General features: G+C 75.0%; 17 protein-coding genes. 12 read left to right on the top strand and 5 right to left on the bottom strand.

Translation table 11 applies throughout. From position 1 onward, the window contains the following. Positions 1-5 precede the first annotated feature (5 nt). From cbiQ to ABTY59_RS33075, 5 genes are all read left to right on the top strand, one after another. The gene (gene cbiQ / locus ABTY59_RS33095) at positions 6-755 is read left to right on the top strand and encodes a cobalt ECF transporter T component CbiQ (protein WP_352022800.1); all 750 of its coding nucleotides are present in this window, start codon (positions 6-8) and stop codon (positions 753-755) included. Continuing rightward, positions 752-1,615: an ATP-binding cassette domain-containing protein gene (locus tag ABTY59_RS33090; RefSeq protein ID WP_352022799.1), complete on the top strand. Its 864-nt coding sequence runs from the start codon at positions 752-754 to the stop codon at positions 1,613-1,615. The genes cbiQ and ABTY59_RS33090 overlap by 4 nt, the downstream gene beginning before the upstream one ends. A 123-nt stretch (positions 1,616-1,738) precedes the next feature. Then, positions 1,739-3,754, top strand: a complete 2,016-nt coding sequence (locus tag ABTY59_RS33085) for an FAD-dependent oxidoreductase (RefSeq protein WP_352022798.1) — start codon at positions 1,739-1,741, stop codon at positions 3,752-3,754. A 46-nt stretch (positions 3,755-3,800) separates the two neighbouring features. Continuing rightward, on the top strand, positions 3,801-4,373 hold the full coding sequence (locus ABTY59_RS33080) for a PadR family transcriptional regulator (protein WP_352022797.1): 573 nt from the start codon (positions 3,801-3,803) through the stop codon (positions 4,371-4,373). A 23-nt stretch (positions 4,374-4,396) separates the two neighbouring features. After that, a complete protein-coding gene (locus ABTY59_RS33075) occupies positions 4,397-5,788 on the top strand; it encodes an NAD(P)/FAD-dependent oxidoreductase (RefSeq protein ID WP_352022796.1) in 1,392 nt (463 codons plus the stop codon). A gap of 288 nt (positions 5,789-6,076) precedes the next feature. Here the strand turns inward: ABTY59_RS33075 and ABTY59_RS33070 are convergent, their stop codons facing one another. Then, the gene (locus ABTY59_RS33070; protein WP_352022795.1) at positions 6,077-7,417 is read right to left on the bottom strand and encodes a DUF2252 domain-containing protein; all 1,341 of its coding nucleotides are present in this window, start codon (positions 7,415-7,417) and stop codon (positions 6,077-6,079) included. 183 nt (positions 7,418-7,600) lie between these two features. On the opposite strand from ABTY59_RS33070, the gene ABTY59_RS33065 reads away from it, so the two are divergent. After that, on the top strand, positions 7,601-8,353 hold the full coding sequence (locus tag ABTY59_RS33065) for a GntR family transcriptional regulator (protein WP_352022794.1): 753 nt from the start codon (positions 7,601-7,603) through the stop codon (positions 8,351-8,353). 115 nt (positions 8,354-8,468) lie between these two features. Here ABTY59_RS33065 and ABTY59_RS33060 read toward each other — a convergent pair whose 3' ends face one another. Both ABTY59_RS33060 and ABTY59_RS33055 read right to left on the bottom strand, forming a co-directional pair. Then, the gene (locus tag ABTY59_RS33060; protein ID WP_352022793.1) at positions 8,469-10,001 is read right to left on the bottom strand and encodes an amino acid permease; all 1,533 of its coding nucleotides are present in this window, start codon (positions 9,999-10,001) and stop codon (positions 8,469-8,471) included. A gap of 110 nt (positions 10,002-10,111) precedes the next feature. Then, a complete protein-coding gene (locus ABTY59_RS33055) occupies positions 10,112-11,086 on the bottom strand; it encodes a hypothetical protein (RefSeq protein ID WP_352022792.1) in 975 nt (324 codons plus the stop codon). Positions 11,087-11,389: 303 nt separating this feature from the next. On the opposite strand from ABTY59_RS33055, the gene ABTY59_RS33050 reads away from it, so the two are divergent. The 5 genes from ABTY59_RS33050 (at position 11,390) to ABTY59_RS33030 (ending at position 16,490) form a co-directional block, all read left to right on the top strand. Then, positions 11,390-12,967, top strand: a complete 1,578-nt coding sequence (locus ABTY59_RS33050; protein ID WP_352022791.1) for an FGGY family carbohydrate kinase — start codon at positions 11,390-11,392, stop codon at positions 12,965-12,967. After that, a complete protein-coding gene (locus ABTY59_RS33045; protein WP_352022790.1) occupies positions 12,964-14,388 on the top strand; it encodes an FAD-dependent oxidoreductase in 1,425 nt (474 codons plus the stop codon). Before ABTY59_RS33050 ends, ABTY59_RS33045 begins: the two co-directional genes overlap by 4 nt. Next, complete coding sequence (locus ABTY59_RS33040) at positions 14,385-15,590, top strand: NAD(P)/FAD-dependent oxidoreductase (protein ID WP_352022789.1); 1,206 nt, start codon at positions 14,385-14,387, stop codon at positions 15,588-15,590. Before ABTY59_RS33045 ends, ABTY59_RS33040 begins: the two co-directional genes overlap by 4 nt. 115 nt (positions 15,591-15,705) lie before the next feature. After that, positions 15,706-16,182, top strand: coding sequence for an NUDIX hydrolase (locus tag ABTY59_RS33035; RefSeq protein WP_352022788.1), 477 nt, complete (start codon positions 15,706-15,708; stop codon positions 16,180-16,182). Positions 16,183-16,244: 62 nt separating this feature from the next. Then, positions 16,245-16,490 (top strand): hypothetical protein, encoded by a 246-nt coding sequence (locus ABTY59_RS33030; protein ID WP_352022787.1) that lies wholly within the window; start codon positions 16,245-16,247, stop codon positions 16,488-16,490. A 56-nt stretch (positions 16,491-16,546) separates the two neighbouring features. Here ABTY59_RS33030 and ABTY59_RS33025 read toward each other — a convergent pair whose 3' ends face one another. Together ABTY59_RS33025 and ABTY59_RS33020 are read right to left on the bottom strand one after the other, a co-directional pair. Further along, positions 16,547-17,752, bottom strand: a complete 1,206-nt coding sequence (locus ABTY59_RS33025) for a cytochrome P450 family protein (RefSeq protein WP_352022819.1) — start codon at positions 17,750-17,752, stop codon at positions 16,547-16,549. A gap of 109 nt (positions 17,753-17,861) precedes the next feature. Continuing rightward, positions 17,862-19,886: a potassium channel family protein gene (locus ABTY59_RS33020; RefSeq protein WP_352022818.1), complete on the bottom strand. Its 2,025-nt coding sequence runs from the start codon at positions 19,884-19,886 to the stop codon at positions 17,862-17,864. 334 nt (positions 19,887-20,220) lie between these two features. Between ABTY59_RS33020 and ABTY59_RS33015 the strand changes: the two genes are divergently transcribed. After that, complete coding sequence (locus ABTY59_RS33015) at positions 20,221-21,471, top strand: D-alanyl-D-alanine carboxypeptidase family protein (RefSeq protein ID WP_352022786.1); 1,251 nt, start codon at positions 20,221-20,223, stop codon at positions 21,469-21,471. The last annotated feature ends 112 nt before the right edge of the window (positions 21,472-21,583 follow it).

The following is a 21,583-nucleotide window of genomic DNA, read 5'->3' as shown; positions in this document are numbered from 1 at the left end:
CGCCGATGCTGCCGATCGACGCGGCGGCGCACAGCAGTCGCTGGCGCCGCCGCCATCCCGTGGAGAAGGCGGTCCTCGGCTTCGGTCTGACCCTGTGCGCGGTGTCCCTGCCGCCGTGGCCGGGCGCTGTGCTCGTCGCGGCGGCGACGCTCGCGGTGCTGCTCGGCCCGGCCGGTGTGCCGGGCCGTCAGCTGTGGCGGGCCTTCCGCATCCCGCTGGGCTTCTGCGTCACGGGCGCGGTGCCGCTGCTCTTCGAGGTGGGCGGTACGAGGGGGCTGGTGGCCCTGGCGCCCGACGGCCCCGCGCACGCGGGCGAGTTGCTGCTGCGGACCGCCTCGGCCTCCCTGGGGGTGCTGCTCTTCGCCTTCACGACGCCGGTGTCCGACGTGCTGCCCCGGCTCGTCCGGGCGGGCGTGCCGGCGCCGGTGGTGGACGTGGCGCTCGTGATGTACCGGATCATCTTCCTGCTGCTCGACGCGCTGACGAAGATCCGGCAGGCCCAGGCTTCCCGGCTCGGCCACACCACCAGGGCCGCGACCTGGCGTTCGCTCGCCGGGCTCGGCGCGACCGCCTTCGTCCGGGCCTTCGACCGGGCACAGCGCCTGCAGTCGGGGCTCGCCGGGCGCGGCTACGACGGGACGCTGCGGGTCCTGGTGCCGGCCTGCGCGGTGTCCCGGCGGTTCCTCTCGGCGACGGGCGCGCTCCTCGCGGGGCTCGTCGCCCTCACCCTCGTATCGGAAAGGTTCCTTCCGTGACGTCTCCGACCCCCGTCGTGGAGCTGGTGAAGGCGGGTTTCGCCTACGAGGACGGGCCCGCGGTCCTGTCCGGTGTGGACTTCGCCGTGGCGGAGGGGCGGGCGATCGCGCTGCTCGGCCGCAACGGCGGGGGCAAGACGACGCTGCTGCGGCTCCTCAGCGGGGGCCTGCGGTGCGGGAGCGGGGCGCTGCTGCTGGACGGGGCGGAGGTGGCGTACGACCGGAAGGGGCTGACCCGGCTGCGGACCACGGTGCAGCTGGTCGTGCAGGACCCGGACGACCAGCTGTTCGCGGCCTCGGTCGGGCAGGACGTGTCGTTCGGTCCGATGAATCTGGGGCTGCCGGAGGAGGAGGTGCGGCTCCGGGTGCGGGAGGCCCTGGAGGCGCTGGACATCGTGGCCCTGGAGGACCGGCCGACGCATCTGCTGTCGTACGGGCAGCGGAAGCGGGCGGCGATCGCGGGCGCCGTGGCGATGCGTCCCCGGGTGCTGATCATGGACGAGCCGACGGCCGGTCTCGACCCGCACGGGCAGGAGCGGCTGCTCGACGCCCTCGCCCGGCTGCGGGAGGCGGGGACGACGGTGGTGATGGCCACGCACGACGTGGACCTGGCGCTGCGCTGGGCCGACGACGCGGCAGTGCTCTCCCCGGCCGGGCTGCGCACCGGCCCGGTCGCCGAGCTGCTGGCGGATGACGACCTGCTGGCGGCGGCCCGGCTGCGCCGCCCTTGGGGCACCTCGGTGGCCCGTCTTCTGCGGGCGCACGGTCTGCTGGGCGCGGGCGCGGCGGAGCCCCGTACGCCGGAGGAGCTCGACGTGTGGGCCGCCGCCGGGGTGACGGGGCCGGGCCGCCCGGTCTGAGTCCCGGGGCTCTTTGCTACCGAGTAGTAGACATCACTCCCCGATTCTTCTGCAACTAGTTGCAGAAGGCGCGCGGGGTCGCCTAGAACTGAGGTCGACGACCCCTGCGCGAGGAGACGCCCCATGACCCCGTACCCGCACCTGCTGAGCCCGCTCGACCTCGGGTTCACCACCCTGCCCAACCGGGTGATCATGGGCTCCATGCACGTGGGCCTGGAGGAGACCGAGCACGGGTTCGCGCGCATGGCCGCCTTCTACGCCGAGCGCGCCCGTGGCGGCGTCGGCCTCATCGTCACCGGCGGCATCGCGCCCAACGAGGCCGGCCGGCCCTGGGACGGCGGCGCCAAGCTCACCACCGCCGAGGAGGTCGCCGAGCACCGGCTGATCACCGACGCCGTGCACGCCGAGGGCGGCCGGATCGCGATGCAGATCCTGCACTTCGGCCGGTACGCCTACCACCCCGGCCTTGTCGGCCCCAGCCCGATCAAGGCGCCCATCAGCCCCTTCGTGCCCAACGAGCTGACCGACGCCGAGGTCGAGCAGACGGTCGAGGACTACGCGCGCTGCGCCGAGCTCGCCAGGGAGGCCGGGTACGACGGCGTCGAGGTGATGGGTTCCGAGGGCTACCTCATCAACGAGTTCATCGCCTCCGCCACCAATCAGCGCACCGACCGCTGGGGCGGCTCCTACGAGAACCGGGTCCGCTTCCCGCTGGAGATCGTCCGCCGGATCCGCGAGCGCGTCGGCGAGGACTTCATCCTGGTCTACCGCCTGTCCATGCTGGACCTCGTCCCCGGTGGCTCCACCCTGGAGGAGGTCGTCCGGCTCGCCAAGGAGATCGAGGCCGCCGGCGCGACGATCATCAACACCGGCATCGGCTGGCACGAGGCGCGCATCCCCACCATCGCCACCTCCGTGCCGCGCGGCGCCTACACCTGGGTGACGAAGAGGCTGATGGGCGAGGTCTCCGTGCCGCTCGTCACCTCCAACCGCATCAACACCCCCGAGGTCGCCGAGGAGATCCTCGCCGACGGCCGCGCCGACCTGGTGTCGCTGGCCCGCCCGTTCCTCGCGGACCCCGCCTTCGTCGCCAAGGCCACGGCCGGCCGGGCGGACACCATCAACACCTGCATCGGCTGCAACCAGGCCTGCCTCGACCACACCTTCAGCCTGAAGATCACCTCCTGCCTGGTCAACCCGCGCGCCTGCCACGAGACCGAACTGGTCCTCTCCCCCACCCGACTCGCCAAGCGCGTCGCGGTCGTCGGCGCGGGCCCCGCCGGACTGTCCTGCGCGGTCTCCGCGGCCGAGCGCGGCCACTCCGTCACCCTCTTCGACGGCGCCGCCGAGATCGGCGGCCAGCTGAACATCGCCAAGCGGGTCCCCGGCAAGGAGGAGTTCGACGAGACCCTGCGCTACTTCCGCGTCCAGCTCGCCGAGCGCGGCATCGACGTCCGCCTGAACACGTACGTCACCGCGGCCGACCTGGAGGGATTCGACGAGGTCGTCGTCGCGACCGGCGTCACCCCCCGCACCCCCGGCATCGCGGGCGAGGACCACCCGAGCGTCCTCAGCTACCTCGACGTGCTCCGCGACGGCGCGCCGGTCGGCGACCGGGTCGCGATCATCGGCGCGGGCGGCATCGGCTTCGACGTCGCCGAGTTCCTCACGGACGGCGGCGAGGGCGCGAGCCAGGACCCCGAGACGTACTTCCGCCAGTGGGGCGTCGACACCTCGTACGAGAACCGCGGCGGACTGCGCGCGCCCGAGCGGAACGCGCCGCCGCGCCAGGTGCACCTGCTCCAGCGCAAGGCCACCAAGGTCGGCGCGGGACTCGGCAAGACCACCGGCTGGATCCACCGCACCGAGCTCAAGCACCGGGGCGTCACCATGGTCGCCGGTGTCTCCTACGAGCGGATCGACGACGCCGGCCTGCACGTCACGATCGACGGCGAGCCGCAGGTCCTGCCCGTCGACACCGTCGTGCTCTGCGCGGGCCAGGAGCCGCGCCGCGGCCTGTACGAGGAGCTGGTGGCGGCCGGCCGCTCGGCGCACCTCATCGGCGGCGCCGACGTCGCCGCCGAGCTGGACGCGAAGCGGGCCATCGACCAGGGCACCCGGCTCGCCGCCACCCTGTGACCCTCGCCCCGTGATCACCGTGGCCGGCCGAACCTAGGATGCGAGCATGTCCCTCCCGCACGCGATCCTCACCGCGCTGCTCGAAAAGCCGTCCTCCGGCCTCGAACTGACGCGCCGCTTCGACAAGTCGATCGGCTACTTCTGGTCGGCCACGCACCAGCAGATCTACCGCGAGCTCGGGAAGCTGGAGCAGGCGGGGCACATCCGCGCCCTGCCCGCTCCGGTGCCCGCGCGGGGACAGAAGAAGGAGTACGAGGTGCTGCCCGCCGGCCGGGCGGAGCTGAGCGGCTGGGTCGCGCGGTCCGAGGACCCCAAGCCCCTGCGCTCCTCGCTGCTCCTGCGGATGCGGGCGGCCGCGATGGTGGGCTCGGAGGGCCTGCGGTCCGAGCTCGCGCGCCACCTGACCCTGCACCGGGCCCAGCTGGACGAGTACCTCCTGATCGAGGCCCGCGACTTCCCGCCGGAGCGGCGCCGCACCGAACCGGACCGGTTGCGGCACCTCGTGCTGCGGGGCGGAGTGGATCTGGAGCGGTTCTGGGTGCAGTGGCTGACAAGCGCCTTGACCGAGCTGGGGCCGGGCGACGAGGCCCGCACCGACGTGGATACTGGTGAGTTGTAGTTCCACGACACGAAAGGGCGGGTATGGCCGACGACTTGGGGCGCCGCACGACACGTCACGCGGTGGTCATCGGGGGAAGTCTCGCTGGACTGCTGGCCGCTCGGGTACTGGCCGAGCACGCCGAGAAGGTCACGGTCGTCGAGCGCGACCGCTACCCGGACGGACCCGACGCCCGGCCGGGCGTCCCGCAGGGCCGCCACCTCCACGTCCTCATCGGCAGCGGGCAGCACGCGCTCGACGAGCTGCTCCCCGGCTTCATGAAGGAGCTCGGCGAACTCGGCGCGCCCATGGTGGGCGTGCCGGAGGACATGGTCCAGTGGCAGAACGGCAAGTGGTACCGCCGCAACCCCGCGACCGCGCACTTCTCCACCGGGGGGCGCCCCCAGCTGGAGTGGCTGGTGCGGCAGCGGGTCCTCGCCGATCCGCGCGTCGAACTGGTCGAGGGCACCGAGACCGTCGGCCTGACCGGCGACTCCGCACGCGTCCGGGGCGTACGGCTGCGCGAGCGCGGCGCCGGGTCCGGGACTGAGGTCCGGACGCTGGAGGCCGATCTCGTCGTGGACGCCTCGGGGCGCTCGACCAGGGCGGCGGACTGGCTGGCCGGGATCGGCGCGGAGGCCCCGCACGAGGAGACCCTCGACACGGGCCTGGCCTACGCCACCCGCGTCTACCGCGCCCCCGCCGAGGACCCGCACAGCGACGCCCTCGGCTGCTACATCGTGCCCAACCCCAGCCAGGTGTACGGCGGTGTGGTGCTGCCCCTCGGCGACGGGCGTCACCTGGTCACGCTCTCGGGGCTGCGCGGCGACGAACCGCCCACCGACGAGGGCGCGTTCGAGGAGTACGCGAAGCGGCTGCCGCACCCGGTGATCAGCGAGTGGCTGTCCCGGGCCGAGCCGGAGTCGCCGGTGCACGGCTTCCGCAAGACCGCCAACATCCGGCGACGGTACGACCGTCCGGGCCGCCGCCCGGCCGGCTTCCTCGCCACCGGCGACGCGCTGTGCGCCTTCAACCCGATCTACGGGCAGGGCATGGCCGTCGCCGCGCTCTGCGCGCTCGCGCTGCGCGGGGCGCTGGCCGACCCGAAGCGCGTCCCGACGACCCGTCACGTCCAGCGGGCGCTGTTCGACGCCTCGAAGCAGGCCTGGGCCATCTCGGCGGGCGCCGACAAGAAGATGCCCGGGGCCACGGGGGACGCGGCGCGCCCCGGGGCGATGGACAAGGCGGTCGGCTGGTACCTGGGCCGGGTGCAGGAGCGGGCCGCGGGCGACCCCCTCGTGGGCGCCGCGTTCCGCGAGGTGTTCAGCCTGACCGCCCCGCTGACGGCCCTGTTCGCCCCGCCCGTGGCGAAGGCGGTGCTGTTCGGGCCGGTCGCACCGACACCCGCGGAACCGCCGCTGCGCCAGGAGGCCTAGACCGAACGGGTGAGGGCGGCGCCCGGAGCCGCCCGGGTGCCGCCGGGGGCGGCTCCGGTGCCGCTCGGGGCCGCCCGGGTGCCGCCCGGAGCCGCCCGGGTGCCACTCGGGGCCGCCGCGGTGCCGTCCAGGGTCGCCCTGGGCCGCTCCTGCGCCGCGCGGGTCCCGTCCGGGGTCGCCCTGGCGCCGTTGGGTCGCCCTGGCGACGTCCGGGTGCCGCCCGGGGCCGCTCGGGGCCTTTCCGGTGCCGGCCGCCGGGGCCCGCCCGTCACGTCGGTCCCGGAGCGTTCAGACGCTCGGGGCCGCCGTCACCATGCCCGCCGCGATCGCCGCGCCGAGCGCCGCGTAGTCGTCGGCGTTCTGTCCGGCGTAGGCGAGCGCGAAGTCGGCCACGGCGCGGTCGAAGACGTCCGAGCCGCCGAGGTAGGCGGCGATGGCGATCCGGTCGCCGGTGCGGGCGTGGGCGCGGGCCAGGGCCCGGCCGCAGAGCCGCGCGTACTCCCGCAGCCTGGACGGTGACATGGTCTCCACCTCGGCGGAGCCCTTCATGTCGCGCAGCTGCCGCCAGTAGAAGTGGCGCTGCTCGGGCCCCGTCATCCAGCCGAGGAAGATGTCGCTCGCGGCCTGCGTGAGCCGCTGTCCCGAGACGACGCGGCGGCCCTGGTGGGGGTAGGCGGTCGGCGGCAGGTACTGCTCCAGGACGGAGCGGCCCGCCTCCTTGATCTGGAGGATGAGCGGGTCCCCGTCGTCCCGTCCTTCGAGGAGGAGGACGAAGCAGCGGGTGCCGACGCTGCCGACGCCGACGACCTTGCGGGCCGCGTCGACGTAGTGGTAGCGGTCGAGGAGGACGCGGCGCTCCTCGGCGAGGGTGCTGCGGTAGTCGCTGAAGATCTTGCCGAGCGTGACCCGGTCGATGTCCGTGGCGCGTTCGAGGAGCGGCGGGTCGTCGACGATGTGCCGGTGGCCCGCGCTGTCGGTCTCGGTGAGCTTGCCGAGGGCCTGGAGGCTGGTGCGCCGGCGCGCCCCGGCGAGCCGCTTGGTGAGGCGGCCCCGGTCCTCGCGGCGTACCAGCCGCAGGATGTCGTCGGCGGAGATCCGCTCGTACCAGACCTCCAGCTCGCCGAGGCCGGCGAGACGGCGCATCGTCGTGCGGTACGACTCGACCGCGACGAGCGCGGCACGGTGGGCCTTGGGCTTGGTGCTGCCGTTCTGGAGGGCGGCGACGGTGACGCTGGCCGCGAGCCGCTTCACGTCCCATTCGAACGGGCCCGGGAGGGTCTCGTCGAAGTCGTTCACGTCGAACAGGAGCGTCCGTTCGGGTGAGGCGTAGACGCCGAAGTTCAGCAGGTGGGCGTCGCCGCAGAGCTGGACGGTGAGGCCGGTGTGGCGCTCGGCGCCGAGGTCGGCGGCCATGACTCCGGCGGCGCCGCGCAGGAACGCGAACGGGGAGACGGCCATCCGGGCGTACCGGAGGGGGACCAGGTCGGGGAGCCGGTCCAGGGACTCGCGCTCCAGGACGGCCAGCGGGTCGGGGCGCTGCGACCTGGGTATCCAGCGGCCGTGGGAGGCACGGGGGACGTGTTTGCGAGCCGCCTTGCCCTGCGCGGCGCGCTCCGACGGTGTCGTCATCAGGCCTCACCCGCCTCTTTCCGCCGACGTGCTCTCGGCGCTGTCACCTGGAACTCATTACATGGCGCGCCGTTCGTTTCGGCCACTCTGCCGGACCGGCCTAGCTAAATGGTTTAGACCAATGATAGGAATTGATCACCCACACGACCCCTGCTGTCACGCTGAGCAAAGAGAGGGTTGATCATGGTCGAGCCCGATTCCGAGGCGGTCGCGGACGCGCCGCTCTATCTCCGGGTCGCCGCCGCTCTGCGCGAGGACCTCACCCAGCGGCGCATCCACCCCGGCAGCCGGCTCCCCTCGGAGCGATCCCTGTCCCAGCGCTACCACGTCAACCGCCAGACCGTCCGCAGCGCGCTCCACCTCCTCAGGGAGGAGCGGCTCGTGGTCACCGACCGGCGCGGCACCTTCGCCGCCGACACCGGACCCGAGCCCGCCGCGCCGCCCCTGACGGCCCGTCGGCCGACGTTCCCCGGCGGGCCACGAGCGGCCGAGGCGCTGGTGCGGGCCTCGCTCACCTGGGAACCGGCGCCCACTCCCCTGGCCCCCCGTCTCCTGCTGACCCCCGGCGAACCGACGCTCGTCCACCGGCACACGGTCCTCGGACCGCACGGCACGGCGCTCCAGCGGGCGGTGTCCTGGTTCTCCCGGCCGGCCCTCGCCGAGATCCCCCAGCTCTCCCGCTACCGGCGGGGCCGGGACTGCCGGCAACAGCCCGACCTGCGGCTCCTCTACCACTGGATGCACCAGGCGGGCCTGCGGATCACCCACCGCGAATCGGTCGGCGTCCCGCCGGGACCGGCCCTGACGACGGCCGGCGGCGCGGCCCGGCTGCTCGTCCACCGGGTCGTCAGCGACCAGCACGGGCACGCCCTGGAGATCACGGACATCGACTTCGCGGCCCAGTCGGCCTCCTGGACCTACGAGTTCAGCGCCTGACGGCCGGAGCGGCGGGCCCGAGAGGCGGAAATGCCCCCGCAGCGGGACTGCGAGGGCATTTCCGGGTGTGCCGGGCGAATCCGCGAAGGGGAGACGGAGGGGGGAACGAGGGGGTTCAGATGATCCCCTCGGAGATCTCGGCCTCCTCGCGGGCGGTTCCGTACGCGGCCGGCGTGCCGTACGAGCGGCGGGCGACGTACCACCAGACGCTGGCGAGGACGAGCACGACGGCGAGCGCGATGACGGCGTAGTTCATGGTGTCGACGTTCACCGGGGACTTCTGCGGGAGGCAGAACAGGACGGTCACGACCGCCACCCAGACGACGGCGGTCCAGCCGATCGGCCTGCTCCAGCGGCCGAGGCTCCACGGGCCCGGGACGAAGCGGTTGCCCGCGCGCAGCCGCAGGTAGATCGGGATGGCATAGGCGGGGGTGATGCCGATGACGTTGATCGCGGTGACGGCTCCGTACGCGGTGGCCGAGTAGAGCGAGGGGACGGCCAGCAGCGCGGCCACGCCGACAGCGAGCCAGACGGCGGGCACGGGGGTCTGGGTGCGGCCGCTGACCTTCCGCCAGAGCGCGGAGCCCGGCAGGGCGTTGTCGCGGCTGAAGGCGAAGACCATGCGGCTCGCGGCGGCCACCTCGGCGTTTCCGCAGAAGAGCTGGGCGACGATCACCACGAGGAGCAGGGCGGCGGCGCCTCCGGAGCCGAGGGCGTCCAGGAAGATCTGGGCGGGCGGGACGCCGGTGGCGCTGTTCTGGGTGGCGGCGTAGTCCTGGATGGCGAAGGTGAGCCCGGCGAGGAGGGCGAAGCCCGCGAGCCAGGAGACCCAGATGGCCCGGACGATGCCCTTGGCGGCGGTGACGGAGGCGTTCGAGGTCTCCTCGGAGAGGTGGGCCGAGGCGTCGTACCCGGAGAAGGTGTACTGGGCGAGCAGCAGGCCGATGGCGCCGACGTAGAAGGGGTTCGCCCAGCCGGTGTCGTTGACGAACTCGGTGAAGACGAACTCGACGGACTGGTGGCGGTCGGGGACGAAGGCGAGGGCGCCGACGATGACCGCGACGCCGATCAGGTGCCACCAGACGCTCAGCGAGTTGAGGACGCTGACGAGCCGGACGCCGAAGAGGTTGAGCCCGGCGTGCAGCAGCAGGATCGCGAGGAAGATGAGGAAGGTGGAGCCCGGGGTGGGCACGAAACCCCACTGGAGGTTGAGGAACGCTCCGGTGAACAGGGCGGCGCCGTAGTCGATGCCGGCGATGGCGCCGAGCAGACCGAGCAGGTTCAGCCAGCCGGTGTACCAGCCCCAGCGGCGCCCGCCGAGCCGGTCGGCCATGTAGTACAGGGCGCCGGAGGTCGGGTACGCACTGGTGACCTCGGCGAGGGCGAGCCCCACGCACAGCACGAAGAGGCCGACGCCGATCCAGCCCCAGAGCATGACGGAGGGGCCGCCGGTGCCCAGGCCGAAGCCGTAGAGGGTCATGCAGCCGGAGAGGACGGAGATCACCGAGAAGCTGATCGCGAAGTTGCCGAAGCCGTCCATGCGGCGGGCGAGGACGGGCTGGTAGCCGAGCTCTCTCAGTCTCGCCTCCTCGTCCTGGGACGGCGGTGGCTTGCGTATCGCGTCGATCGGGGACTCGGTGCGGGACATGGGGACCTCCGGGGGGGAGACGGGGGAGCGGGGGTGGGGGGTGGGATGCCGGGGGGGGCGGGGGCGGGGGTGCGTCAGCCGCTGAGACAGCGGGCGCGGGCGGGGGTGCGTCAGCCGCTGAGACAGCGGGCGCGGGCGCGCAGGAAGACCTCCTCGGCCAGGGCGCGGTCGTCCGGGTGCGCGGTGCGGTAGGCCCAGGGGAGGGTGGTGTAGTACGGGCCGAGGGCCTCGAAGACCCGGGCCGCGTCGGTGAAGCGGAGGGCCCCGAAGAGGGCGTGCGCCAGGTGGTTGAGGTCGAGGAGCGAGGCCTCGTCGGTGGCGCAGAAGAGGAACCAGGTGTCGAGGGCGCGCTGGGCGTCGCGTACGGCGTCCTCGGCGACCCAGTGCAGGTCCAGGGCGCGCTCGTGGCCGCGCTCGCGCCGGTAGCGCTCGACGCGGACGTAGAGCGGAAGGGCGTGCAGGGCGGAGCCGACGGGTGCCGAGCTGGAGGCCCAGTGCGAGTAGTTGACGGCCTCGGAGAGGGGTCCGGGGCGGCGGGCGTACACGAACTGGAGCATCCGGTGGTGGGCCTCGCGGTTGTGCGGGTCGCGCTTCTCCACCTCGGCGAGCAGGCCCCAGGGGCCGGGCGGCAGCATGGGGGCCGGCGGGGTGAGCCGGTGCTCGGCCATGCGCTGGCGCCCGTCCAGGGCGGCGAGGGCGATCAGGCCCACCCACGGCACGGGGTCGGCGGGCGAGCGGTCGGCGGCCTCGCGGCAGGCGGTCCAGGCCTCCTGCCAGAGTTCCCGGGTGCGGGCGTGGCCGGCGCGGTGGGCGCGGACGGCGCGCTCGACGGCGACCCGGCTGTGCATCACGGCGGCGGCGAGGCTCTCGGGCTGCTCGGCCCGCCAGATGGGGACGACGTCGGTGCCGGCGGCGACGGTGGCGAGGACCTGGGTGCGCCGGGTCCAGGCCTCCCAGTCGGAGGTCTCGTCGAGCAGCCGGGCCATGGCGACCCAGCGGCCGGTCCGTAAGTCCTGGACGGCGTTGCGCAGGGCGTGGTCGTGGCCGGCCGGGTGGTAGACGGGCCGGAATCCGTGGCCGGCCATCAGGGGGTGGGGCGTGGTGTGGATGACATGGGTCCTCGGTGGATGGAGGGGGTGGTCAGTCCCCCGGCGGGCGTCCCGGCCGTTGATCGGCGATCACTATAGAGCGCTCTGGATGCGACCGGTCCACTTTCTTTCATGACCGTAACCATTAAGCCAACGACTGAATTTGACTTACTGTCAGGTATGCCGGGCGACCTGACGTGGTCGCCCTCCGACGCTTGACGCACCCGTCCGGCGGCGGCACCCTGACCCTTTTCGGTGATCGGATGATCACGGAGACGGACGAGCGACGGGAGCTACGGGATGACGGGCGGAGCGGTACTCGCCGTCGACCAGGGGACATCGGGCACCAAGGCACTCGTCCTCTGCCCCGAGCGCGGAGTCCTCGGCACCGGGACGGCCCCGGTCCGGCCCCGCCACCTCCCCGGCGGCCTGGTCGAGGTCGACCCGCGTGAGCTGTACGACTCTGTGGTCGCCGCCGGACGCGCGGCGCTCGCCGAGGCGGACACCCGCGTCGTCGCCGTGGGTCTGGCCAACCAGGGCGAGACGGTGCTCGCCTGGGACCCCGCCACCGGCGAACCGCTCACCGACGCCCTCGTCTGGCAGGACCGCCGGGCGACCTCCGTCTGCGCGGACCTCGACGCCCACGCCGAGGAGTTGCGCCGGATCACCGGTCTCCCCCTCGACCCCTACTTCGCCGCGCCGAAGATGGCCTGGATCCGCCGCCACGCCACCGGCGCGGGCGTGGTCACCACCAGCGACGCCTGGCTCGTCCGCCGGCTCACCGGCGCGTTCGTGACGGACGCGGCGACGGCGGGACGGACCGGCCTCCTCGACCTGGACACCGTCGCCTGGTCGGAGACCGCCCTCGACCTCTACGGACTCGGCGGCGAGGCGCTCCCCGAGGTCGTGGACTGCGACACCCCGGTCGGCACCACCACCGCGTTCGGCCCCGCGCTGCCGCTCACCGGGCTCCTGGTGGACCAGCAGGCCGCGCTGCTCACCCAGAGCGCCGACGACCCCGCCGCCGCCAAGTGCACCTACGGCACCGGCGCCTTCCTCCTCGCCCGGACCGGACCAGAGCCCCGGCGCACCGCCTCCGGCCTGGTGAGCTGCGTCGCCTGGCGGCTCGGCGGGCGCGTCACCCACTGCCTGGACGGCCAGGTGTACACGGTCGCCTCGGCCGTGCGCTGGCTCACCGACCTCGGCGTGATCACCGGCGCCGCGGAACTGGACGCTGTGGGCGGCGGCGTACCGGACAGCGGGGGCGTCACGTTCGTCCCCGCGTTCGCCGGGCTCGCCGCGCCCTGGTGGCGCGGCGACGTGCGCGGCTCGGTGACCGGCCTCGGCCTCGACACCGGACCCGGCCACCTGGTCCGGGCCCTGTGCGAGGGGATCGCCGCCCAGGTCGTGGAACTCGCAGCGGCCGCCGCGTCCGACCGCGGCGCGCCGCTGACCGCTCTGCGCGCCGACGGCGGTCTGACCCGGTCGACCCTGCTCATGCAGACCCAGGCCGATCTGCTGCAACGGCCCGTCGAGGTGGCCTCGCTGCCCGACGCCACGGCGCTCGGGATCGGCGCGGTCGCCCGGCTCGGACACCACCCGGGGCTCTCGCTCCGGGAGGCGGTGCCGGAGTGGAAGCCCTCGGCCGTCTACGAGCCGGGGATCTCGGCCGACGAGGCGGCGGACCGCCTGGGCCGCTTCCGCGCGGAGGTGGCGGCACTGGTGGAGCGCTCGGGGAACACCGACCGCCGCGACGCCACGCCGTCCGGGGCGGGTGCCGGAGCGGATGCCGGGTCCGGGGCTGATGCCGGGTCCGGAGCGGGTGCCGGGTCCGGAGCGGGTGCCCGGGCGGGTGCCGGCGGCGGCGCGGCGGGATGAGCGTCACGCGGACCGGGCCGCTCCCCGCCGGTGAGGCCGCCGCGTACGACGTCGTGGTCGTCGGCGCGGGCGTCGTCGGCTCCGCGATCGCCCGCGCGCTGGCCCGGCACCCTCTGCGGATCGCGCTCGTGGAGGCCGCGAACGACGTCGGCGACGGGACCTCGAAGGCCAACACGGCCATTCTGCACACCGGTTTCGACGCCGCGCCCGGCACCCTGGAGGCCCGGCTCGTGCGCGAGGGACACCGCCTGCTCGACGGGTACGCCCGGGAGGCGGGCATCCCCGTGGAGCCGCTCGGCGCACTGCTCGTCGCCTGGGACGAGCAGCAGCGGGCGGCGCTCCCCCGCCTCGCGGAAAAGGCCGCGCGCAACGGGCACCACGGCACGCGGATCCTCACCCCCGCCGAGCTCGCCGCGCGCGAACCGCACCTGGGTCCCGGTGCGCTGGGCGCGCTCGACGTGCCGGGCGAGTCGGTGATCTGCCCGTGGACGACCACGCTCGCCTACGCGACCCAGGCCGTCCTCTCCGGCGCCGACCTGCATCTGAACTGCCGTGTGGAGAAGGTGCGTCCGGGTGATCCGTACCACCGGCTCGTCACCCGGCGCGGAGTGCTGCGGACGCGTCTGGTCGTCAACGCCTGCGGTCTGTACGCCGACGCCTTCGACGCCCTGGTCGGCCGGGAGGACTTCACCGTCACCCCGCGTCGCGGCCAGCTGCTCGTCTTCGACAAGTTCGCCCGCGACCTGGTCCGGCACATCCTGCTGCCCGTCCCCGGGCCGCTCGGCAAGGGCGTGCTCATCTCGCCCACGGTGTACGGGAACGTCCTGCTCGGCCCCACCGCCGAGGACCTCGACGACAAGACCGCCACGGGCACGACGGCGGAGGGCCTCGCCGGGCTGCGCGCCCAGGGCGGCAGGATCCTTCCCGCGCTGCTCGACGAGGAGGTCACCGCCGTCTACGCCGGACTGCGGGCCGCCACCGGTCAGGAGGACTACCGGATCGCCGCCCACCCCGCGCTGCGGTACGTGACGGTGGGCGGGATCCGCTCCACCGGGCTCACCGCCTCCCTGGCCATCGCCGAGCACGTGCTCGGACTCCTCGCGGACTGCGGCCTCGATCCCGGCCCGGTCCGCCCGCTCGCCCCGGTCCGGATGCCCAACCTCGGGGAGGCCTTCCCCCGGCCGTACCGCGACGCCGACCTCATCGCCCGCGACCCCGAGTTCGGGACCGTCGTCTGCCACTGCGAGCGCGTCACCCGGGGAGAGATCCGGGACGCACTCGTCTCGACGATCCCGCCCGGCGGCCTCGACGGGCTGCGGCGCAGGACACGCGCCCGGGGCGGCCGCTGCCAGGGCCACCACTGCGGCGCGGAGGTACGGGCCCTGTTCGAGACACGGACGTACGGAGAGGGGACCCGGTGAACCGCACGGTCGACGTCCTCGTCGTCGGCGCGGGACCCGCGGGGCTCGCGGCGGCGGCCCGGCTCGCGGCCGCCGGCGCGGGCCTCGTCGAGGTCCTGGAGCGGGAGTCCGCCGCGGGCGGGGTCCCCCGCCACTGCGCACGGCCGGGGTTCGGCGCGGACCCGCGGGGGCGCCCGCTGGACGGCCCCGCCTACGCCCGGCGCGCGGTGCGGCAGGCACTGCGGGCGGGGGCGACGGTCCGTACCGGCGCCTCGGCCACCGGCTGGGCCGGGCCCCTCACCGTCGACGTGACCGCCCCGACCGGACTCGAACGCGTCCGTGCCCGGGCCGTGGTCCTCGCCACCGGGGCCCGCGAGCGCCCCCGCAGCGCCCGGCTGGTCCCGGGCACGCGCCCGGCCGGGGTGCTGACCACGGGCGAACTCCAGCGGACCGTCGCGCGGTTCGGTCCCCGACCGGAGCGGATCGGGCGGCGGGCCGTGGTCGTCGGCGGCGACCCGGTCGCCCGGGGCGCGGTACGGACCCTGCGGTCGGCCGGGGTGGAGGTGGCGGCCGTCGTCACCGACCTGCCCTCCCACGCCGTCGCACGCGCCGGGGTCCCGGTCCTCACCGGGACGGTCGTGACGGAGCTGCTCGGGCGCGGCCGGCTGACCGGGGTCGCGGTGCGCGGCGGGGACGGGAGGGCGGGCGTGCTGCGGTGCGACACGGTGGTGTTCACCGGCGACTGGATCCCGGACCACGAGCTCGTCCGCGCCCGCGGACTGCCCCTCGCCCCGGGCACCCGGGGCCCGGTGGCCGACCGGGGCTTCCGCACCGCCGTGCCGGGGGTCTTCGCCGTCGGCAACCTGCTGCGCGGGGTGGAGCCGGCGCTCGTGGCCGCGGCCGAGGGGCGCGCGGTGGCGCAGACGGTGCTCGAACGGCTCGCCGGCCGCCCCTGGCCGGCGAGCGGGGTGACCGTCACGGCCGTGGGACCGCTGGGCCGGGTGACGCCCGGTCTCCTCGGACCCGAGCCCGCTCCCCTGCTCGTCCGGCCGGATCGGCGGTTGGTGCGCCCGGTCCTGACCGTCACCCAGGACGGCACCGCCCTGCGGCGGGAGCGGTTGAGCGGGACGCTGGTCCCCTGGCGTTCGGTACGGCTCGGGGAGCGGTGGACACGGGACCTGGACCCGGCGGGCGGGCCGGTGACGGTCGACGCCGAGGAGTAGGGACACCGGGGCGCCGGGGCGGGGGCGCTCTCCGGGCCGGCGACGCGGCCGCCCGTCCCTGGGTTTCACGCCCGCGGGGGCTGCGGCGGCCGGGGCGTTCGGGGAGACTGGGCGCATGCCGGACAAGCGCAGCGCGGGTCTTCTGGTCTTCCGCCGCCCCACGGGCGGCGGCGTCGAGGTCCTCATCGGTCACATGGGCGGGCCCCTGTGGTCCTCCCGCCAGGAGTCGGCCTGGTCGATCCCCAAGGGGGAGTACGAGCCCGACGAGACCCCGGAGGCCGCGGCACGCCGCGAGTTCCAGGAGGAGCTGGGGCTCCCGGCGCCCGAGGGCGAGTGGTTCGCGCTCGGCGAGTCACGGCAGCGGAACGGAAAGCTCGTCACCGTGTGGGCCGTCGAGGGCGATCTCGACCCCGCCGGGGTGGTGCCGGGCACCTTCGTCATGGAGTGGCCGCCCCGGTCGGGGAACCGGGAGGAGTTCCCGGAGATCGACCGGGTGGGGTGGTTCCCTCCGGAGGTCGCCGCTCCGCTGCTCGTCGCGGGGCAGCGGGTCTTCCTGGAGCGGCTGGTGGCGCACCTCGACGGGCGGGCCTGAGCCCGATTGTCAGACCCGTACGAGAGGGTGGTGAGCGCCGAACTGTCGAGAGGGAGCCCGACATGACCACGATCACCGCCACCGAGCGCGCGGCCGCCCAGGCGTACCTGCGGCTGCTCGAGTCCACGCAGGCCGTGCTGACCGACCCGCAGCTGGCCCCGTACGCGGGGGTGATGCTCACGCATCCCATGGCCGAGGCGGACGAGGCGCTGCGCGCCGCGGGCCTCTCGGGGAACGAGGACCGGCTGCTCCGACTCGTCTCCGCCCTGCGGGCCTCCCCCGCGACCGTCCGGGGGCGCACCGGTTGAGGCGGCGCGCCCACCGCGGCCGGGTGCGTCCCGGCCGTGGCGGGCGCGGTGTGCCGTCAGACGCCCGGTCGGACGGGGAGGGCGCGGACGCTGTTGCCGACGAATCCGGAGTGACGGGTCAGCTTGGACTCGGGAACCGCCAGGTCCAGGTCGGGGAAGCGGGTGAAGAGCGCCTCCAGGGCGAGCGCGGCCTCCATCCGGGCCAGCGGGGCGCCCAGGCAGTAGTGGGGGCCGTGACCGAGCGACAGGTGCTTCACCGAGGAGGTGCGGGTGATGTCGAAGCGGTCCGCGTCCGGGCCGTGCGCCGTGGTGTCGCGGCCGGCCGCCGAGTAGCCGGCGAGGACCGGTGTGCCCCGGGGGATGAGGGTGCCGGCGACGGTGAGGTCACGGGTGGGGTAGCGGAACGGGAAGTAGCTGACGGGGCTGTCCCAGCGGAGGGTCTCCTCCACGACGTCGGCCCATTCGGCGCGGCCCTCGGTGACGAGGGCGAGCTGGTCGCGGTGGGCGCAGAGCGCGCGGACCGCGTTGGTGACGAGGTTCAGGGTGGTCTCGTGGCCCGCGATGATCATCAGGAGCAGGGTGCCGATGAGCTCCGGCTGGCTGAGCCGGTCGCCGCCCTCGTCACGAGCGGCGATCAGGGCGCTGGTGAGGTCGTCGCCGGGGGCGGTGGTCTTGGCGGCGGCGATGGAGCCGAGGAGCTCGACGAGTTCGCGGTTCGCGGCGACGGCCTGGGCCGGCTCGGTGTCGGTGGCGACGACCAGGCTGGAGAGGTGGTGCAGCCGGTCCTGGTGGGCCGGGTCGACGCCGAGGAGCTCGCAGATGACGCCGAGGGGCAGGGGCAGGGCGTAGTGGCGGCGCAGGTCGGCGACGCCGTCTCCGGCGCGTGCGGCCGCCGCGAGTCCGTCGAGCAGTCCGGCGGTCACCGTCTCGACGCGCGGGCGGAGTTCCTCGACCCTGCGGGCGGTGAACGCGCTGCTGACCAGGGTGCGCAGCCGCCGGTGGTCGGCGCCGTCGGCGGTGGTCATGCCGGGCACGGTGGCGAAGGTCAGGAGAGGCCAGCCGTCGGGTATCCGGCCCTCGGCCAGGGCGGTGAAGTGCCGGGGGCCCTTGGCGACGTCGGGGTGGGAGAGGAAGTCGCGCAGCGCCTCGTGGCCCAGCACCGCCATGCCCTGGATGTCGCCGGGCAGGACCACGGGAGCCACGGCGCCCTCGGCGAGCAGCCGGGCGTTCGCCGCGTGCGGGCAGCCGCCCGCCGGGTCCATGCGGTGCGGCGTCCGGCCGGCGTCCGGGGTGGTGTGCGGTGTGTTCAAGGCAGGGGCTCCTGACTGCGGATGCGGGCCGGGGCGGCGCGTGAGCGGTCAGATCCTACGGTCAACCGCGCTCCCTTCGTGAGGAGTTGTCCTGCGGACCGCGATCGCCCCGGTCGTCGCGGTCGTGGGGGGCTTCGCGGTCGTGGGGAGCTGCGCGGTCGTACGGGGCTCCGCGGCCTTCGCGGCGGCCGCCGGGGTCGTCCCGGCCGCTTCGGTCGTCCCGGCCGCTTCGGTCGTCCCGGCCGCTTCGGCCGAGGAGTTCGGCGAGACCCCTGCGGGTGGCGGCCACCACCACCCGGTCCCGCGCTTCGAGGAGCCGGTCCGGGCGCAGGCGCCAGCTCTCGCCGGGCCCGCGGCGTCCGTCGAGGGCGATGACCCTCCAGGAGCCGGGTCGGAAGGCCTCGGCGACCGTGCGGCCGTCCAGGAGCGGATGGTCCGCGACGTCCACGGCGGCAAAGAGGAGGACGCGCCGCTCGACCGGTACGGCTCCGAGGACCTGGCGCCCCATCATGGCGCCGGCGAAGGCGGGCGCGGCGAGGTGGGAGACGCTGCGGCTGCGGGTCAGCGCCCCGGGGTGGGCGGTGCGCAGGGTGCGGAACACGGCGGTGGCGAAGTCGTCGTCGTACAGCCGCAGGACGACCCGCAGGTCGGGCGTGACGGCGCGGGCGGAGAGCGCGGCCTCCAGGTTGGTGATGTCGACGCTGGTCAGCGCGAGGAGGGCGTGGGCGCGGTGGATGCGGGCGGCCTCCAGGACGCCCTCCTCGGTGACGTCGCCGATGACGGTGGGGACGCGGAGCCGGCGGGCGACGGCGATCCCCCGGGCCTCGGGATCGGACTCGACGCACACCACCGGGATGCCGAGCCGGCGGAGCCTGGCCAGCACGCGGGTGCCGACCTTGCCGAGGCCGAGGAGGACGACATGGCCGGAGAGCCCGCGCGGCGGGCGGCGCAGGGTGGTCGCGCTGCGGAAGGTGCCGAGGCCTTCGAGGAGGGCGGCGACGATCACCGGGAGCAGCAGGAGCCCGACGAACCCGGCGAGGATCTGCAGCACCTGACGTCCGGTCGGCTCGCCGACGGCCGGGTCGCCGATGGCGAAGACGTCGAGGAGGGTCAGATAGGCGGCGTGCAGGGGGTGGTCGCCCGTGGTGAAGGTGGAGGCGAGGGCCAGCGCGAGGACCGCGGCCGCGGCTCCGGCGAGGGACCAGCGCAGGCGGCGGGAGAAGAGCGAGGCGACGGGCAGCGCGGAGGCCGCGAGGCGGGCGGACGGCAGGGCGGGGCCCGCCGGGGTGACCGCTTCGAGGGTGACGGCGGCCCGCCCGGTGGCCGCGGCGACCGTGCGGTCGTCGGGCAGGAGGCGCGGCCCCTCCTCGCCGCTGCGCTCGGAGCCCTCGCAGCCCGCGGGGTCTCCGGCCGTGGCGGAGAGCAGGGCGAGCGTGCAGAGCCCGGGGTCGGGGGCCTGGCCCGCGACGGGCGGCCGGTCCACGGCGTGCAGCAGCAGTCCCCCGGCCTGGACGACCTTGCTGGTGCCGGCGACGGCGGCCGCGGCGAGGCCGGGGGCGGCGGTGTCGACGTCGGACAGGACCGTGGTGGCCGCGTCGAGCTTCTCGGGGTCGAGACCGGGTTCGGCGACGGCCGCGGCCTGGTCGAGGAGGGATTCGAGGTGCTGGCCGAGCTTGCGGTTGTAGAGGCGGATGACCAGGCGCAGCCGGGGGTTGAGGCGGCGGGCGGTGAGCGCGGCCCGGATGTTGGTCTCGTCGTCCTCGTGGACGAGGGCGAGGGCGGCGGCGCGCTCGGCCCCGGCCTCCGTCAGGGCCCGGTCGTCGGCCTCGGCGGACTCGACGATCCGCAGGGCTCCGGCGGGTTCGGCGCCGTCCCCGGCGGCTCCGGCCGCGGCGGCGGCGCCGGTGGTGCGGGTGACGGCGGCGGTCACCCGACCGAAGAGGGCGAGCGCCCGGCCGGTGCGGGCCGCGGGTGCGCGGGGGCTGTCGGGCAGGGCCGGCACCAGGAGGGTGACCCGCTCCCCGTACACCTCGTGGAGTTCACGTGCGAGGCGGTGGGCGAGGGCGTCGTCGCCGCAGACGATCATGTGCCCGGCGGGGTCGGTGCGGGACGGCCGCTCGGCGCGGACGGCGGGCGCGCCGAAGGGGCCGGCCGGAGAGGGCCGGGCGGGGCCGGGGACGGACCCGGCCGCCGGCTCGGCGGGGACGGCGGGGGTCCTCCCACCGGGAACGGCGTTGCTGTGATGCGGGTATGAGGGCACGTCACCAGGATGCCCTGCGCCACCGACAGCGGTCCCGGGCCCTCTGATCCCGCCGGAACCACCCGGGCGGACGCGCGACGCGCCGCCGTACGCCACGCGCGCTACGCCGGTCGGCGCACTTCGATCTGCGGGCTCCGCGGGTCCTTCCTACGGTGACTGAATGATCGTCACGTCAGCTGTCCGTCATGCCGCCGCCGGTTCCGCGGCGCTGCTGTTCGTGCTGCCCGTTCCGGCGGCCGCCGCCCCTCCCGCCGCCCCCGTGCCGCGCGTCGCGTCCTCGGTCGGGGAGCCCACTCCGCCCGCCCGCCAGTACGTCGACCGGGCGCGGCTCGACCGGAAGGGCACCCAGGTGCAGCCGCTGGCGGGAGCGCCCGAGGTGCCCTCGGTGTCCGCGCTCTCGTGGGTGGTGGCCGACGCGTCCTCGGGCGAGGTGCTCGCCGCGCGGAACGCGCACCGGAAGCTGCCTCCGGCCAGCACCCTCAAGGCGCTGTTCGCGCTGACCGCGCTGCCCCACCACGCGCCGTCCGAGCGGCACACCGTGGCCGACGAGGAGCTGACCGGGATCGGGGCCGGCAGCAGCCTGGTCGGGGTCAAGGAGGGGTACACGTACCGGGTGTCCGACCTGTGGAACGGCGTCTTCCTCAGCTCGGGCAACGACGCCGTGCACGTCCTGGCGGAGATGAACGGCGGCTGGGAGTCGATGGTCCGGCAGATGCAGGACAAGGCCCGCTCGCTGGGTGCCGAGGACACCCATGTGGTCTCCCCCGACGGCTACGACGCCCCCGGGCAGGTGACCTCGGCGTACGACCTGGCGGTGTTCGGGCGGACCGGGCTCCAGGACCCCGCGTTCGCCCGGTACTGCTCGACGGCGTACGCGGAGTTCCCCGCGGGTTCCTGGTCGTACGGCATCGCCAACACCAACCGGCTCCTGACGGGTGCGGACGGAGTGGAGCGCTACCCGGGGCTCCTCGGGATCAAGAACGGCTACACGAGCAACGCGGGCAACACCCTGATCTCGGCGGCCCGGCGCGGGGACCGGACGCTCGTGGTGTCGGTGATGAACCCCCAGGAGGGCGGCGGGTTCGCCGTGTACGAGGAGGCACGGGAGCTGCTCGACTGGGGCTTCGAGGCGGCGGGGCGGGTGCGGCCGGTGGGCTCCCTCGCGCCGGTGCGGGCGAAGGCCGCGGCCGATCCGGGAACGCGGACCGTGTCGGTGGCCCGGGAGAAGCCGGCCGAGGCGGCGGCTCGCGCGGGCGCGGAGGCGGTGGCCCCGCCCGCGAAGAAGTCCGTCGTGGCGGAGGCGGAGGCCACGGGTCCTTCGGCCGGTCTGCCGCTGGCCCTGGTGGGCTCGGCCTGCGCCGCCGCGCTCGCCCTGTGGGGGTGGCGGCGCAAGACGGCTCACCGGACCTGACGTCCCCGCCGGGGCCACCGACCGTGCGGCGCGGTCGCGGACGCCGGCCGTGCGGCGCGGTCGCGGACCCCGGGCCGTGCCGATGACGGTTCGGCGGACGCCGCACGGTCCG

Origin of the sequence: Streptomyces sp. NPDC096079 (genome assembly GCF_040303145.1) — a bacterium.
Taxonomy (GTDB): domain Bacteria; phylum Actinomycetota; class Actinomycetes; order Streptomycetales; family Streptomycetaceae; genus Streptomyces.
Note: the sequence above shows the minus strand (reverse complement) of the source record. Positions and strands in the feature narration are given on the sequence as shown.

What these genes read in the sequence shown, in the direction of transcription:
- ABTY59_RS33065 (WP_352022794.1), top strand. Translation starts at nt 7,601, where the DNA reads ATGGTCGAGCCCGATTCCGAGGCGGTCGCGGACGCGCCGCTCTATCTC.
- ABTY59_RS33030 (WP_352022787.1), top strand. Translation starts at nt 16,245, where the DNA reads ATGACCACGATCACCGCCACCGAGCGCGCGGCCGCCCAGGCGTACCTG.
- ABTY59_RS33050 (WP_352022791.1), top strand. Translation starts at nt 11,390, where the DNA reads ATGACGGGCGGAGCGGTACTCGCCGTCGACCAGGGGACATCGGGCACC.
- ABTY59_RS33085 (WP_352022798.1), top strand. Translation starts at nt 1,739, where the DNA reads ATGACCCCGTACCCGCACCTGCTGAGCCCGCTCGACCTCGGGTTCACC.
- ABTY59_RS33075 (WP_352022796.1), top strand. Translation starts at nt 4,397, where the DNA reads ATGGCCGACGACTTGGGGCGCCGCACGACACGTCACGCGGTGGTCATC.
- ABTY59_RS33015 (WP_352022786.1), top strand. Translation starts at nt 20,221, where the DNA reads ATGATCGTCACGTCAGCTGTCCGTCATGCCGCCGCCGGTTCCGCGGCG.
- ABTY59_RS33055 (WP_352022792.1), bottom strand. Translation starts at nt 11,086, where the DNA reads ATGGCCGGCCACGGATTCCGGCCCGTCTACCACCCGGCCGGCCACGAC.
- ABTY59_RS33060 (WP_352022793.1), bottom strand. Translation starts at nt 10,001, where the DNA reads ATGTCCCGCACCGAGTCCCCGATCGACGCGATACGCAAGCCACCGCCG.
- ABTY59_RS33045 (WP_352022790.1), top strand. Translation starts at nt 12,964, where the DNA reads ATGAGCGTCACGCGGACCGGGCCGCTCCCCGCCGGTGAGGCCGCCGCG.
- ABTY59_RS33035 (WP_352022788.1), top strand. Translation starts at nt 15,706, where the DNA reads ATGCCGGACAAGCGCAGCGCGGGTCTTCTGGTCTTCCGCCGCCCCACG.
- ABTY59_RS33070 (WP_352022795.1), bottom strand. Translation starts at nt 7,417, where the DNA reads ATGACGACACCGTCGGAGCGCGCCGCGCAGGGCAAGGCGGCTCGCAAA.
- ABTY59_RS33020 (WP_352022818.1), bottom strand. Translation starts at nt 19,886, where the DNA reads ATGATCGTCTGCGGCGACGACGCCCTCGCCCACCGCCTCGCACGTGAA.
- ABTY59_RS33080 (WP_352022797.1), top strand. Translation starts at nt 3,801, where the DNA reads ATGTCCCTCCCGCACGCGATCCTCACCGCGCTGCTCGAAAAGCCGTCC.
- cbiQ (WP_352022800.1), top strand. Translation starts at nt 6, where the DNA reads ATGCTGCCGATCGACGCGGCGGCGCACAGCAGTCGCTGGCGCCGCCGC.
- ABTY59_RS33025 (WP_352022819.1), bottom strand. Translation starts at nt 17,752, where the DNA reads ATGGACCCGGCGGGCGGCTGCCCGCACGCGGCGAACGCCCGGCTGCTC.